The organism is Algoriphagus mannitolivorans DSM 15301 (genome assembly GCF_000429425.1).
Taxonomy (GTDB): domain Bacteria; phylum Bacteroidota; class Bacteroidia; order Cytophagales; family Cyclobacteriaceae; genus Algoriphagus; species Algoriphagus mannitolivorans.
The window spans coordinates 248,725-263,549 of the sequence record NZ_AUBV01000004.1 but is presented as its reverse complement, the minus strand read 5'-3'; the positions used below and the strand labels follow the sequence as shown (position 1 = coordinate 263,549).

The following is a 14,825-nucleotide window of genomic DNA, read 5'->3' as shown; positions in this document are numbered from 1 at the left end:
CTTAGGATTTAGAAATGGGTGGAAAAAACAATTCTTGTCCGATCTCAAGCTTTCTGAAATTCTTAAGCTTATTGACCCGGGCCACTTCCAGATATAATTCCGAAGAGCCATAGACCCTTTTACACATGACAGGTAGGGTGTCTCCGGCTTTGACTACTCTCACATGGGTAAGGTCTGGGGAGGTTCTTCCTGCCTCGGCGGCCTGTTCCCGACGGGAGATGCTTTGCTTAAAACTTGCAGATACGGTTGCCCGGATGGGAAGTCCGGAGGAATTGAAGAGCTTGTAATTGATGGTGGCTTTTTCCAAGACCCCACGAAACTGAAAGGCTCCCCAGTTGATTTGAAGGTAATTGGGGCTGTGCGTGGAGGACTGGACTTTTTGGGTGATTTCGAGAAATTTCTGGATTGCCCTGTCCACATGTTTGTCCTCTCTGATAATGTCCACTGCATTGGCTTTATTACCACTGATTTTCTCCAGATTCGGTTTGCTGTCTCCCAAATAAGATAGATTGACATCTCCGGGGACATCATTCCCGGGAGGGGAGGTCAGGGTAGCATCGAACAAAAATTCAAAGGAAGCAGAGTCAGACTGATTGGATTTGAACTGAGTTTGGGCTCCATCCGCAAGACCTTCCTCCGGGATCCACTTATTTTTTACCTCCTGACTATAGGCCGTAGGATTATACATGACCACATAGGTTTCTGTGGAAGTTTCGTAAGTCACATCCGAGAATGCCGTGATCTTCAGTTTTTCCAGACCACCAAGAGGAGAAAAAATGTCTTTTAGCGCCATTTGATTTTATCGTTCGTTTTTTTCTTTGATCATTTTGACCATTTCACGCATGCCTTTCATAATCGCGTCTGTACTTGGGCTGGGACTAGATTGTCCAGTCGGAGTTTCATTGGAAGCATTGACTTCCACAGAGATTCGGATTTCATTGATTTGAATAGGCATAGGCTAGAAAGGCAAGAGGTCTCCTGGAGAAATTCTTCGGAAATACTGGTAGGCAAACTCAATGGATTCGATCATTAAGGTGTTTTCCATTGCATTGAGGCCTTCGATGCTCCACTTGACTGGCCAAGCATTCAGAAAATTCCAAGCTTGCAAGGGGACATGATCCTCATTGAGGAGGACGACCGTGATGTCATTGGCTTCAAACTGAAATCCTTCCACTTCATCTTTGAACCATTTTGCCGCGGGAGATCCGCTAAGCATGCCACGTTTTAAGGAAAGATTACCATAGCCCACAGATCCGGGCATCCGGTGTTTGAATCTGTTTTCTCCTCCTTCAGCATACTCTTCCACTGCGATTTCGACGCTCAATCCTCCCACTTCCTGAAATCCCACATCAGGGAATCCTGGATATTTGAGAAGAAGACCTTCAAACCGCACTAAAAAGTGAAATCCGGTAGGGGGATAGAACAGGGCCATTTATTTAAGGGGTTTCGATTCCTAAACCTTCGTGACAGAGCTCGATGGTTTCGATGGCCACTTCATTGCCGGTGGAATTCAGCGTGGGACCTTCAACTTTACATGGAAAGGCTTCTTTCACTTTCCAGACCATGACGGGCTCGTGCTCTTCATTGAGCAGGCTGATGGTGAGATCTCTTCGCTCAATGTTATTTTTCTTCACGGTATTGAGCCATTGGAAAAACTCATTGTCTGCTCTGAACACGCCTCTTTTCAAGGTGATGTTGGAGTATTGAGGAATGCCCGGCATTTTGGAAACATGATATTCCAAGGAGCTTCCCTCCCGGTAGTCAATGGTTTGCAATTCGATGGTGAGGCCGGATACCTCTGTGAATCCTATGCGCGTACCGCCCCATTCAACCTGGAAATGAAAGACGGAAACTGGATATGCTACTGCCATGATTTTTGGGATTTAGATGTCAGAAAAAGGTTATGATTCTTGGAGTTTGTGAGAGAATTTGAGGATAATGAATTCAGCTGGACGCACAGCGGCGAGTCCGATTTCTACATTCATCCGGCCTTCGAGAATATCCTGGGCAGTCATGGTCAGACCAAGTCCCACTTTGACAAAGAAGGCTTCCTCTGGCTTGGCTCCGGCCAAGGCCCCGTCTCTCCATAATTTGGAAAGGAAGTTTTCGATCATGGTCTTTACCCGAAGCCAAGTGTTGGCATCATTGGGCTCAAAGACCACGAATTCGGTGGCTTTTTTTACAGATTCTTCGATGAATATGTAAAGCCTTCTGACGGGGACATAGCGCCATTCATTGTCATTTCCAGCCAAAGTCCTTGCGCCCCAGACCAAGGTTCCTTTACCGGTAAAGGAGCGAATCACGTTGATGGATTTCCCCGAAGAGGCATCTACATTTAGGCTAGCCTGCTGCTCATGAGTCACTTTTACTGCGGGACCGATGATGGACCGAATGTCCACATTGGCTGGAGCTTTCCACACTCCCCTTTGGCTATCGACTCTTGCAAAAACACCCGCAACGGCCCCTGAAGGGGATACGGTCGCGTATTGTTTGGCGAGTGCAGCTAAAATTGATCTGTGCAAACTGGGGTCTGAAGCCGACAAGGCATCCAAATTCGAACCATTTGCAGGATTGGTGATGGCTGGATTTGAGGTGCCCGTACCTATATAAGAATGAGTTTGATTAATCGTCACAGAACCGGAATTGTATCCAATGGTCAGGGCCGTTTTTAGGTTGGGATAATAAGCAGCTCCGTATTTTAAACTTCCAGATCCGATTCCGGTATTCCTGAAATTATCCGCGTCGGTAATTGGATTGGCGGTATTGGTTTTTACATCCATGATCACAAATCGATCCTGGAGCTTTTCACATTGGGCTAAGGCCTGGTCATATACAGATTTGGCATTTGCCAGAGAAAGTTTGTCCGGAAATACGATCAATGTTGGTTCATCAACTTTTTCCAAGGCAGCCAATCCGCCAAGCAAACTTGTTGCGGTAGTACTATTTCCCACCGTTGGGGCAGCGGTGAAGTCATTGACCGAAACTATGAAACAAGGGCCTCCCCCATTGTCGAAAAACAATCGAAGGGCGTAGTACATTTCATAGCTACTTTGGGTAATCGGACTCACTGAAATACTTCTGGCCACCTGCTTGGCAGGCTGGTTATTTTCTCCTGTGTAAGTATCCGAGATGGATACCGTGATCGATTCGGGATTGGCAAAGCCAAATAAGGATTCGTATTCCAGCATGGAAGTGATCCGGGTTGGGATTCCTCTGAGACCATTGGATGGCCCTGCAATATGGGTATGGCCTATAAAGGCCGGAATGGCCGTTTCCACTGCTGCAATGGATGCTGGGAGCGTGGAAATTTCTTTGATATAGACTCCCGGGGTGGCGTAATTGGACATGATTTTTGGGATTTTGTGGAAAAATGGTTTTAAGATTCCTGAAGCTTATGGGAGAATTTCAGGATGATAAATTCCGCCGGTCTTACTGCCGCCAGTCCGATTTCTACATTCATTCGGCCTTCCAGAATGTCCAGAGCAGTCATCGTTTGGCCTAAACCCACTCTCACAAAGAAGGCTTGTTCGGGCTTGGCGCCTGCCAGCGCACCTTCTCTCCAAAGGTTGGACAGGAAGTTTTCGCACATGGTTTTTACCCTCAGCCAGGTATTGGCATCGTTTGGCTCGAAGACCACGAATTCGGTGGCCTTTTTAATGGATTCTTCAATAAAAATGAAGAGTCGGCGCACAGGTACGTATCTCCATTCATTGTCATTGCCGGCCAAGGTTCGTGCACCCCAAACCAGATTCCCTTTTCCTGAGAAAAACCGAATGGCATTGATGGATTTTCCGGAGGTAGCATCTACATTCAGCAGACCTTGATCCTCATGACTCACCGGGATTGCTGGTTTGAGGATGGATCTTACATCCACATTTGCCGGTGCTTTCCACACTCCCCTTTGACTATCCACTCTGGCAAAAATCCCTGCCATGGACGCAGATGGATAAAGAGTCATGAGCTTGGATTTCAAAAAGGAAAGGATGGAATTAAACAGTGTTTTGTCTGGAGCTGACCAGGAGAAAGTTCCACCCCCAGAAATGCTCGCTCCCGCGGCACCGCTTGGTGTATAGGTAAGAACAAGTGAAGCTCCCGCTTCCCCAGGTGCTTTAGCCGTAAGGTTTAAAACGCCTGCATTTCTCTGGTAAGTAAAGGGTAGATCCGCTTGACCATTTAGGAAGGTTTCCAAGGCTCCCGCCGTGGTCGCGACCCCAGCTCCTTTGGTAAATTCTGCTCCTTCAGTAGCGACAACACCCGCAATGTTAAAGCTATCATCATCGATTTCGTCATTATCAGAGATGGTAATTCGGCCGGTGGCAAAGGATTGTCCATTGCCGATTTCTGCCAAAGTTTTTTGATGAAATGGACCCGCTCCAGCACCTCCGCGATTATCTGTGATGGTCAGGGCATTGGGATTGAAATTTCGATACAAAATGGTCTCCATCCCGGGGTAATAAGCTGCCCCGTATTTGAGATCCGAGTTTCCAACTTCGGCCCGAAAGGCAGTTCCATCTTGGGCAACGGTATTTCCGTCATAGTGCAGGGCATCGAAAATGGCAAAGCGATCCTGAAGTTTGGCACATTGAGCAAGCATCTGCTCATGGAGGCTTTTTCTGTTGATATCTGAAAGCTGGGTTGCCTCCGGCACGACCAAAAGTGTGGGCTCATCTTCTTCTTCCAAGGCCTTGAGACCATTGAGCAAATCTGCCACATTGATGTCATCTCCTGTAGGTGTAGTCACATAGGATCCAACCGATACAATCCAACACGGTCCGCCTCCATTTGCAAAATAGAGATAGACTTGGTAGGTCATCAGGTATGGTGAAAATTCTGTAGGATCGGTGACACTAAAGTTTGGACCATCGGAAATAGTAATCTGATAGAGCTCATAAAAAGACTCTCCAAAAATCTCCTGATACTCCAAGTAAGAGGAAATGCGAACTGGGATATTTGCCCCGAAAGTGGTTCCGTTCCGGATTCGGCTTCGGGTATAGCCTATAAATGCTGGGATGGCAGTAGCCACCGGAACTATGGAAGCTGGCAGGGTGGAAATTTCCTGAATATACACCCCGGGGGTTTTGAATTCTGCCATATTTAGTTGGGATTAGATGAATACATAGATTTCAGAGATTTCTTCTCCCGGAGCCACTTTGGGAATATGACTTCTGGAGGGATTAGGGAGATGGGTAAAAAGCACTCGGTTGCCGGGAGTTCTTCGAAGCTCCAAATTGAGTTTTGGGCTTTCAAAAAACGGAATGGGTACCTGAGACTTGAATACTACGGTGTCGCTGTTGTTGATTTTGATATCTGCATTGGGAGATGCCCCTACCCGTTGAAAATTATAAACCGAATAGGGAGATCCAGGGGGATTTCCTTTATCTAAAATGGAAAGGTTGGCGCTGGATAGATCTACTTTTTGATTTTGGCTTACTATGAAAAAAGTCCATTTGGTGGATTTTCGCTTGAAGTCCAAGGCGTAATATTCCCTGCTACCGTAGAGATGAGCGGGAGCTGGTAAATAGGAAAGTTTAACCACGCCCAAGGCCAAACTTCCCAAAGAATCCTCTGCCAGAAAATACTCTTTCTTCCAAAGGTCCTGCGTATTGGCAGCGTTCCTTAGCGTAAAAGAGTAATTCCCTTGGTTCTGGCCTGGTAGATTGATTTCAAAAGATATTTCTCCTTGATCATCCGGAATAATTTCCAAATCCAATGGTTTCGGATTTCCATTTTGATCTGGTCCCGAGGAGATCTTTTGGCCTGCCGGATTTTTAACCTGTAGGATGACTTTGGATGGAATCGGTTCAAGCTTCACTTTTTGGGTAAAGACTTTTGGTCTTCCTCCATCCCAAAAGTCCAAGCTGATTTTTTCTGGACTGTTGGCATTCTGAGAAGCATTGCTGGGGTTGTTTTTGAAGGCCAAAAGATCCCCTTTTTGATATTTTCTGGAGCCTTTGCTGAGGTCTGTAATATTGAAAAATTGAGAACTATTGGAGCTGTAGAGGTAAAAGTAAAAGTCAAGTGGGGCGGAAAGTTGGACTTCTGGGGTAATCAAATCCTTTTCAGATCTATACAATACCACTATTCCACCTGGGATTTCTCTCCAAAGCATTCTTCCGCTTTTGAACAAGGACAGCGTTTCCTGAGTCGGGGCGAGGTGGAGGTCTTTTGCTTTCCCGTCCTGGAAGTAGTCGTGGAGGATCCCCAATTCCAAAAGTCTGGTGTAGATGATGTTCATAGCTTATGGAGTGAAGTGTGAAAAATTTGCTCAATAGGCTCTCCGCTTTCTTGAAGGGCATTTTCCTGAATTTGGATCGTCTTGATCTTGTAGAGGACACTGGGTAGGTATTTGGCACCCACCACTGACCAGAAATTATAGAGTTGCTCAAAAGAATAGCTGTATAGCTCAACAATTATCTTTTTAAGCTTCGGATCAAAGCTTGCCATGGCAGGACTGTTTTCCTGAGTGAAGACATTTTTGCTTTGAAAAAATGCGATCGCGTAGCTTAGCTGCTTCAGGCCTTCCGAGTAGTCTTCGGTCTGGGTGAGGTTGGGTTTGTTTTGAAAATTGGCAGTGATCAGGGCATACAGATTCAGCTGAATTTCAGGATTCCGCTTTTCAACTTTCCCCACTGAGTTGATGAATTTGCTTTGCTGCTCTTTATTGGTTCGCTCTTCTTCAATATTGATTAATGAAAGCCCTAGAGATTGATCCGGAATGGCTATTCCTGATTCATTGGTGACCCCGGAGAGATAGACCCGTTTGGTCAAGGGGTCCCCGACTTTGAGCTTGACAAAGGAGTTTATTTCTTCAGCCAAAAATTCCAAAGTGGAATGAATCATGATTAAAAATTTTAAATGTGAAAAAAAACAATGAAACAAAAGGTATTAAGCCTTTCAGCCAATTGATAGGACAAAATCGACTCTTTTTAAGCGAAAAATTAAAAAGTATGATTTTGTAAAAAACTGAAAATCAGCACTAAATAAAAATAATAAAGCTTTAATATGACATTCCCGGTATAAAGGGAATATTCTTGGAAATTCTCAGCATTTAGGCATTTTCAAGTCTTGACAGCTGAAAATGACTGGAAAACCAATGATCATATCGAATCAATTCAAAATCGATAGGGCTCCAGGAATATTCTCCAGTGCAGGATTGAAGTTTATGAAGATGGGTATGCTCTGCAAGCTGGTCTTGGAGGTCGATTTTATTGGTTTTCATCAGACACATGAAAACCAAAAATGCACTTTCAATCCTGGAATTGATTTTCCCTTTCCACCGAGCTAAGAGTTTTCTTAGGTTTTCCACTTTGTAGTCTAGCCAGTCCATTTCGTTTTGGTCAAAAAGGATCATCAGTTCCAGCATTTTAGAACCCAGATAATAGTCAGGGGATTTTTTTAATTCGTTTTGGCCATCGTGGATCAGTTGGAGGGCTGGTTTAAATAATTTCTGCCCAAATCGAATGTGCGCCTCCCAATATTTCCATTTTGGAATGTTTTCAGGATCTGATTTACTCAGGTTTTTTTTCAGGAGGTTCAGTGCTTCCTCCCATTTCTCCTGGTAAAACAAAGCATACCATTGGTATTCGGTCAGCTCCTGACAGGTTTCTTTCCGATGAATTTTGGACAGGTCAATCGCTTTATGATTCTGTAGGACCCGTATAAACTGGCTGGTTTGAAGCAAAACTTGCTGCTTTGCCAGAAGGAATTCTTCAAAAATTTCATTGGAGAGGTGATCCTTTTTCAATACTTCCTCGGATTCTGAAAGAAGTTTGTCTGCCTTTTCAAAGTCTTTTTTGTCAATGGCATACCGGATTTCGGCAAGAATCTCCCAGGTGTTTTTTTCCTTATTGAGCTGTCTAAGAAGTGGGGATAGCAAGGACTTTTGGGAATTGCCGGCCGGCTGCTTCAGGCAATATTGGCTTGCGAGAATACGGAGATGGTTTTTGACAATCATTTCTAGTTCTGGTATCTCCTTTTTTCTGATGATTCCCTCCAAGCCATATTCCCGTGCAGTACCAAAAATAGATAAAATCAAATCCGGGAAATCTGCATTAATCGCTGTTTTAAGGCTTTTTTCTAATTGTTTAGCGCCGGGACTTATCAGCCCTCGAGCCAGTAGAATTTGGCTTTGTAAAAGTGACTCTGTGCAATGGATCCGTTCCATGGCCTCACCCGAAGGTGTGGTTTTCTTGAGCATGCAGATCAGTTCGAGCACTTCTTTTTTTACTCTTTTTTTAAGCTGGGAAAAAGCGGGACAGGGCTCAGTTCCGTAAAATTTCAAGGAGTAGTGAGTGTCCTCTTGATGTGGATTTTCCACATACTCCTTGAGAAGGAGATAGATTTTGGACTGGGTAGAGTTACGCGTGGCACAGAAACATAGAATCTGGCTTTTTTCATGGTAAGGCAACCCATCGAGAATGTCAAAAATTGAATTCATAAAAAAACAGAAAAGCAATGTGAAAGGAAGGATACTATCCAAAAAGATTAATTAAAAGTACCTTATATATGGCTGAAAGCCAAATAATTAAAAAATTATTTCAAAAGGTAAATTCCCTTTTGTTGTTCTTGATACCAAGACTTGGTTGCAGGAAATTCTATCATAAATTCATCGAAAAAACCCTCCGGGTCGAATATGATCTCTGGTTTTTGGCGGTTTATTTTTCGATACACTCGGGTTTTACTTTCCAGACTTTTTTCTGTTCGGAGGTATTCCTTCGAAAGATGGAAATTCAGGAATGGGCCTCCCAACTTCCCATATAAGTAAGCATGGGAATCATCTCCAAAAACCATGATTTCTTTGTCCCGAATGTCCTTGAATTCGGTCGCTTCAGGAACAAAATAATTGTGAAAATTATGGGTTTGGGATTGCCAATACATGACTCCAGCCACTGGAAGGCCGAGGAAGATTAGGTAAAAGGCCAATTTACCGACTACAGTTGACTTAAAATGGAGGAAGAAATGAGTCAGCAAATAGGAAAAACCGGGAATAAATACCACCAGCTGGAAGGAGGCTTGCTTTTTAATGATAAAAAATACCAAAGCCGAGAAAATCATCCAGAGGACGATCAGCTGCTTTTGTTTTTGCTGATTGATCGTGGCTCCTCTGAAAAAAGAACTGGCAAAAAGGCCTATTGCTGCCAGAATTATCGGTATTCCAGCAGGGATCAACCAAGAAATGACGGATTGGTAGGAGTATTTTGGATAGGTAAAAAGCAGGGGAAAAATGTCCATCAAGTCCGGTAGGGCATTGTTCCAAAAATAAAAGACCAACATCAAAACTACGGGCAGCATAAAACCTGTTAAGGCTAGTAGAATTTGCCGCAGCGAAAAGCCTGAAATTACAATTCCGGTAAAGAGAATATATGGTAGGAAGATGACAAAATACAAATGAAATCCAGCTGCTAAACCCCCATATATCCCAATCAAAAGTGTTGACTCAGAGGTCTCCTTCTGCAAAACGGTTTGGGAAAAAAGCTGTCCCAAAGCCAACACCAAAAATGTACTACCTAATAAGGAGGGGCTGAGGCTCAGCATATCAAAGGAAAAATGGAACAAGGCTGCCATGATAATTGCTGGCAGATAGGTATTCTCATCAAATGCCCGAAATCGAAGTAAGGTAGAATTCCAGTGGAAAATCTGAAATAGAATAATTAGCCTCCCGACTAGTTCATAGGCAGTTTGATTTCTGCCAAATATCCAGTCCATAATGGAGAAAAATCCTGCGGAAAGTGGCCCTGTATCGTCAATGACATCCCGATAGAGTATTAGCCCGTCGTTTAGCCTTTCTCCCAAAACCATCCAAAGCAGGGTGGGTTCTGTAACCGAAAATGGGAAAAAGACCAGATAGATGACCGTAATCACAATCATGTATATTGCTATACCGATAAGTCTGAAAGGGTCGTTGACTTGGAAAAAACTAAACAAGGCGGATCGGAGGATTGAGGTTGGTTTGCGCTCGAAATTAAAGCTTACCCAAGTATTTCGCTAAATTTGTACCATAAATACTTCTATGGAAAGCAAAAGACAACAAAAATACGCCAAATTGATCCAGAAGGAACTGGGAGATATTTTTCAAAAAGAGGCCAGACACTTGGTGGGAAAGGCCATGGTGACGGTCACCAGAGTCGGGGTCAGCCCTGATTTAAGTGTAGCTAAAGTCAACTTGAGCTTTTTACTGGCAGATCCTAAGTCGACCTATGAGTTGATCAATGATCACAAAAGGGAAATCAGACATCACCTGGCCAAAAGAATTGGGAAAAGTGTGCGGATTATTCCTGAACTGGCATTTTTCCCGGATGAATCTGCCAGCTATGCCCAACATATGGATAAGGTCATTTCTGACTTGAATATTCCGCCGGCTCCAGAAGAGGAGGAAGAGGAAGACAATGACTAAATTCTGAACTATTGAATACCAGCAGTTTCATCGCTGTCCGCTATTTCCGCAGCAAAAAGAAGCGGAATTTTATCACGGTCTTGTCCATCATTTCTATGGTAGGCGTGGCGGTAGGTACTATTGCGTTGGTGGTGGTGATGTCGGTGTTCAACGGCTTGGAAGATCTCATCCGCAGTCTTTTTGCCAGTTTTGATGCTGAGCTCAAAGTGGAACCCACTTTGGGGAAAAGCTTTGTTGCATCGGAAGAATGGCTACAGGAAATCGAAAAACTGGAGGGTATAGAGGTTCTCACCGAAGTGATTGAAGACAATGCCCTCGTGGAGTTCAATGGAAACCAATTAGTAGCCAGATTGAAAGGGGTCTCTCCGAATTTTTTGGATCAGGGGAGATTTTCCAAAGGGTATTTCTGGGGAGACACGACTTTGGGCTCTGACCTGAGACCTGGAGCTATCCTGGGAAGGGGAGTTGGGTTTTTCCTTTCCGTCAATCTCAACGAAGCGAATTCTTTTCTGAAGGTCTATTATCCCAAGGCTCCTAGATCAGCTGGAAGTATCGATCCCTCACAGCTTTACACGACTGCGGTGATTGAGCCCAAGGCGTTTTTCAGCATTGAGCAGCAGTTTGACGATGAATATGTGATCGCTCCATTGAGGTTTGTCAGCACCCTGTTGAACTACGGTGAAAAAAGAACATCTCTGGAAATTAAGGTCAGGGAAGGCTATTCCATTTCCGAAGTCCAAAAGAGCTTAAAGGCTTTCCTGGGTCCGGATTTTCTGGTGAAAAATGCAGATGAACAACATGCAGGATTAATCAGAACCGTCAAGTTGGAAAAGCTATTTGTCTTTTTGACACTGACTTTTATTCTGGCCATTGCCTCTTTTAATATATTCTTTTCTCTAAGTATGCTGGCGATCGAAAAGCGAAAAGACATCGCCGTGCTTAAAGCTATGGGGGCTCCGGATGCCTTGATTCGAAAGATTTTTCTGAAACAAGGCTCCTTGATAGCGCTCAGCGGAGCAATAATTGGTTTGGTGTTGGGACTTTTGATTGTCTTAGCCCAGGAGCAATTCGGCTTGGTGAGCTTGGGCATCTCCTCTGCGGTGGTGGACGCCTACCCGGTTAGGATTGTTTGGACAGATCTGATCTGGATATCTATCACGGTGATTGGAATTACGTTTTTGGCCTCTTGGAGACCGGCTTGGCTGGCTTCTCAGGTAGATACGGTCAAGCAACTTTAATTCTTCCCACAAGCCTTTTCAAAGGCCTTCTTAGATGCTTCCATTCCCAGCTCCATCCCGCGCTTAAACTCCTCACAGGCAAGTTCTTTTTTACCCAGCTTTTGAAATGCAATGCCCTTGTGGTAATGTCCAGAAGCGTGATCAGGGTCAATGGATGTCGCAAGCGTGAAATCGGCCAATGCTCCCTCAGTTTGCCCATTTTGAAACCGGCTTTGCCCCCGGGCTAGAAAGTATTCTGGATTTGTGGGCTCCAGCTCAATCGCTTGGGTGTAGTTCTCTTCTGCCTTTTTCCAGTTTTTTTGGCGGGAATAGGCCCAGGCGAGGTAGAAAAAATTTTCCGGGTCGTTGCTGTCTTTTTGAATTGCCTTGCTGAAATCTTCAAGGGCACCATTAAGATCTTCATGACTCATACGATAAAATCCCCGCTGTTTGAAGGTTTGCGAATTGGCTTCTCCAGAGTCGATCAGGGTATTCAGCTCTGCCAGCAAAAACTCATCTCCGCCATTTCTGACTTGTGCCAGACCCTGTCTTGCTGGTTTGTGGGAAGGGTCTAAGTCCAAGGCAATTTCGTAAGATTCTATAGCGGCCATATTTTCTCCCAAACGCGCCAAAGCCTTTCCCCTTTCGGAATAATAATCCGGGTTGCTGGGGTTTTCCTCGGTAGCCAAATCCAGGTAACTGATGGCCAACTCATAATTTTTAAGCTCAATGGCACAAAGTCCCATGTGATAATATGCCTCATCCGGGGCAAAGGATTGCACAGTCGTAATCCCCGAAACGCCTGAATCTCCCGGGGCAATTTTGAATAGTACCCGATTGGTTTCACCTGGAGGTAATAGCAAAAAGTCCTCAAAATCATCCAAGGCACCTTCAAAAAGCTTCAATTGATATCTCAACCTTCCTCTTTCAAATAGGGCCTCAGCATTCTCAGGATCAAGCTCCAGAAGAGTGCTGAGATCCACGTGTGCTTTTTCCAATTCTCCCAGTCTTTCCCAAGCTTGTCCTCGAATCCAATAGGCCTCGGGATCTCTTGGATTGATTTGCAGCCATTTGTCCAGATTTTGGACAGATTCTTGCCACTTTTCAAGCTCAAAGGCTTCTATTCCGGCCTCTTTGGAATTACGGTTTTGGGAATAAGCATTTCCGAAAAAAACGAAAGTGACCAAAAAAAGAAATGCGTGAATTCTCATGGTTTAATCGATAGAATTGGCTCCAAGATAAAATTTTTAAACTTCATTAAATTCCAATTTATACTGGAAGTTCGGGCGAATTATTGCTTCTTAGGTGGTGAAATTCAAGTAAAAATCTTTCAGGAAACCCAAAAAAGGCACGTTTATTGAAAATGTATCCCCTAGTACCCTGAAAAAAGCCATTAGATGAAAAAAATCATACTATCCCTGTTTTTTGTTTCAGGCGTAATTGCCGCCTCTTTTGCACAAGATACTACGCCGGAAAATTCCCTCAACTCCGGGACGATCGAAAGCCAGTTTGAATACATTTATAGAATCTCCAACAATTTTGAGGATTACGAGGTGGTCAAAAAGACTAATCTCGAAAAGCTAAAATCCAACATTCTTGATTCTCTAAGAACTATGAGAAAGCAAGTGGGAGATCTAAAAGCTATGCAAGCCGCCCAAACTGATTCCATTAGACAAATTGCGGCGAACCTTGCCCAGGAAGTGGAGCTCAAGGAAGCTGCAATTGACCAACAGGAAAGCTTCAGCTTCTTGGGGATGAATATCCAAAAGACAGTTTACTCCTCCATGATGTGGACCTTGGTGGCAGGATTAGCCGGATTTCTGGCATTCTTTTCAATCCAATACTTCAGAAGTTTCGGGAAAGTCAAAAAAGCCCAAAAGGATCTGGAAGACATCCAGGAGGAATTTGATCAGCATCGGAAGAATACATTGGAAAGAGAGCGTAAACTTAAACGGGAACTCATCGATGCACAAATGGGAAAAAGCTAATGGAAAGCCGGAGATTATTCTCCGGCTTTTTTAACTTTTGGAAATGGGAAACCCTAAGAAATTCGATTTTACAGTCATCGGTTTGGGTGCTGTGGGAAGCGCCGCTTTCTATCAATTGAGTAAGTCCGGAAAAAGTGTCCTCGGCATTGACCGTTTTAATCCTCCCCATGAAATGGGGTCAAGCCATGGTGAAACCAGAATTACCCGGCTAGCGGTGGGCGAAGGAGAAGATTATGTGGCCTTGGCCAAAAGATCTCATGAAATCTGGAAAGAGTTGGAGGCGAAATCAGGTAAACAGATTATGAGCACCTGTGGGGGGATTTTGATAGATTCAGGAGAAGATCCTTGGTCCAAACACGGTTCTGAGGGTTTTTGGGAAAGGACCGTTCGCTTTGCCCAAAAGCAGGAAATTTCCCATGAAATATTGACTCCTGAGGAGGCAAAGGACTTCTATCCTGCCTTCAACATTCCCGAAAAGGGGAAGATTTACCGGGAAAAAGAAGCAGGTTTCCTTCGTCCAGAGTTGGCCATTTCCACCCAGATTCAGTTAGCCTGTTCCCTGGGAGCAAAATTACAAACCAACTGCCCGGTATTGAAAATTGAGGAAACGGTAGGTGGGTTTTGCCTAAAAACAACCGAAGGAGAATTCTGGTCAGAAAGAATTCTGATTTCTTCAGGCGGCTGGGTGAAGGATTTTCTCCCTTCAAAAGATCGACAAAGGTTTAAAATCTGCCGCCAGATTTTGCATTGGGTGAAGGTTGATCCGGAGCTAGGGGATTGGTCACAATATCCGGTGTGGATGTGGGGATTTGGTCCCAAGCCTGAAGATTTTATCTACGGATTTCCCTCTTTAGATGGTAAAACTGTAAAAATGGCTACAGAATCATTTTTGGATTGCGGACATCCAGATGCCTTAGCTAGAACGGTCAGTTTGGAGGAGCAAAAACTTTTTTGGGACACCAAAGTCAAAGGGAAAATCAAGGGACTTCTGCCTGAATTTCTGAAATCGAAAGTCTGTTTTTACACAGTGACCGAAGATGCCAGATTTGTGGTGGAAAACTGGAACGGGAGCTCCAAAGCTCAGCTTGTCTCGGCATGCTCAGGTCATGGATTTAAGCATTCGGCCGCACTGGGGGAAAAGCTTGCTCTTCAGCTTTTGGAGTAATCCTCCTTTCTGAAAGGTATTTTTGAGATTTCTACAGCTAAAGCCCTACTTTTGCCAATTGA

At 44.3% G+C, this 14,825-nt stretch carries 15 protein-coding genes; 4 read left to right on the top strand and 11 right to left on the bottom strand.

What is annotated here, in order from left to right; translation table 11 throughout:
• Nucleotide 1: 1 nt before the first annotated feature.
• From G458_RS21320 to G458_RS0103725, 10 genes are all read right to left on the bottom strand, one after another.
• Nucleotides 2-793, bottom strand: a complete 792-nt coding sequence (locus G458_RS21320; RefSeq protein WP_051287006.1) for a CIS tube protein — start codon at nt 791-793, stop codon at nt 2-4.
• Between the two features lie 6 nt (nt 794-799).
• A complete protein-coding gene (locus G458_RS21760; RefSeq protein WP_157359691.1) occupies nt 800-955 on the bottom strand; it encodes a DUF5908 family protein in 156 nt (51 codons plus the stop codon).
• Between the two features lie 3 nt (nt 956-958).
• Complete coding sequence (locus G458_RS0103760) at nt 959-1,432, bottom strand: phage tail protein (RefSeq protein WP_026950726.1); 474 nt, start codon at nt 1,430-1,432, stop codon at nt 959-961.
• Between the two features lie 4 nt (nt 1,433-1,436).
• Nucleotides 1,437-1,871: a phage tail protein gene (locus tag G458_RS0103755; protein WP_026950725.1), complete on the bottom strand. Its 435-nt coding sequence runs from the start codon at nt 1,869-1,871 to the stop codon at nt 1,437-1,439.
• Between the two features lie 30 nt (nt 1,872-1,901).
• Complete coding sequence (locus tag G458_RS0103750) at nt 1,902-3,347, bottom strand: phage tail sheath family protein (RefSeq protein WP_035467694.1); 1,446 nt, start codon at nt 3,345-3,347, stop codon at nt 1,902-1,904.
• Between the two features lie 29 nt (nt 3,348-3,376).
• Nucleotides 3,377-5,092 (bottom strand): phage tail sheath family protein, encoded by a 1,716-nt coding sequence (locus G458_RS0103745; RefSeq protein ID WP_026950723.1) that lies wholly within the window; start codon nt 5,090-5,092, stop codon nt 3,377-3,379.
• A 12-nt stretch (nt 5,093-5,104) separates the two neighbouring features.
• Complete coding sequence (locus G458_RS0103740) at nt 5,105-6,235, bottom strand: hypothetical protein (RefSeq protein WP_026950722.1); 1,131 nt, start codon at nt 6,233-6,235, stop codon at nt 5,105-5,107.
• Nucleotides 6,232-6,840, bottom strand: coding sequence for a DUF4255 domain-containing protein (locus G458_RS21315; RefSeq protein ID WP_051287004.1), 609 nt, complete (start codon nt 6,838-6,840; stop codon nt 6,232-6,234). The genes G458_RS0103740 and G458_RS21315 overlap by 4 nt, the downstream gene beginning before the upstream one ends.
• 208 nt (nt 6,841-7,048) lie before the next feature.
• Nucleotides 7,049-8,437 carry a hypothetical protein gene (locus tag G458_RS0103730; RefSeq protein WP_157359689.1) on the bottom strand — a complete coding sequence of 463 codons (1,389 nt, stop codon included), beginning with the start codon at nt 8,435-8,437 and terminating at the stop codon, nt 7,049-7,051.
• A 95-nt stretch (nt 8,438-8,532) separates the two neighbouring features.
• Entirely contained in the window at nt 8,533-9,924 is a 1,392-nt protein-coding gene (locus G458_RS0103725) for a hypothetical protein (protein WP_026950720.1), read from the bottom strand.
• A gap of 85 nt (nt 9,925-10,009) precedes the next feature.
• On the opposite strand from G458_RS0103725, the gene rbfA reads away from it, so the two are divergent.
• Together rbfA and G458_RS0103715 are read left to right on the top strand one after the other, a co-directional pair.
• On the top strand, nt 10,010-10,393 hold the full coding sequence (gene rbfA / locus G458_RS0103720; RefSeq protein ID WP_026950719.1) for a 30S ribosome-binding factor RbfA: 384 nt from the start codon (nt 10,010-10,012) through the stop codon (nt 10,391-10,393).
• A gap of 11 nt (nt 10,394-10,404) precedes the next feature.
• On the top strand, nt 10,405-11,631 hold the full coding sequence (locus G458_RS0103715; protein ID WP_026950718.1) for an FtsX-like permease family protein: 1,227 nt from the start codon (nt 10,405-10,407) through the stop codon (nt 11,629-11,631).
• Here the strand turns inward: G458_RS0103715 and G458_RS0103710 are convergent.
• Entirely contained in the window at nt 11,628-12,821 is a 1,194-nt protein-coding gene (locus tag G458_RS0103710; RefSeq protein ID WP_026950717.1) for a tetratricopeptide repeat protein, read from the bottom strand. The genes G458_RS0103715 and G458_RS0103710 overlap by 4 nt on opposite strands.
• Nucleotides 12,822-13,007: 186 nt before the next feature.
• Between G458_RS0103710 and G458_RS0103700 the strand changes: the two genes are divergently transcribed.
• Both G458_RS0103700 and solA read left to right on the top strand, forming a co-directional pair.
• Entirely contained in the window at nt 13,008-13,598 is a 591-nt protein-coding gene (locus tag G458_RS0103700; RefSeq protein ID WP_026950716.1) for a hypothetical protein, read from the top strand.
• A 43-nt stretch (nt 13,599-13,641) separates the two neighbouring features.
• Nucleotides 13,642-14,763 (top strand): N-methyl-L-tryptophan oxidase, encoded by a 1,122-nt coding sequence (gene solA / locus G458_RS20120; protein WP_035467749.1) that lies wholly within the window; start codon nt 13,642-13,644, stop codon nt 14,761-14,763.
• The last annotated feature ends 62 nt before the right edge of the window (nt 14,764-14,825 follow it).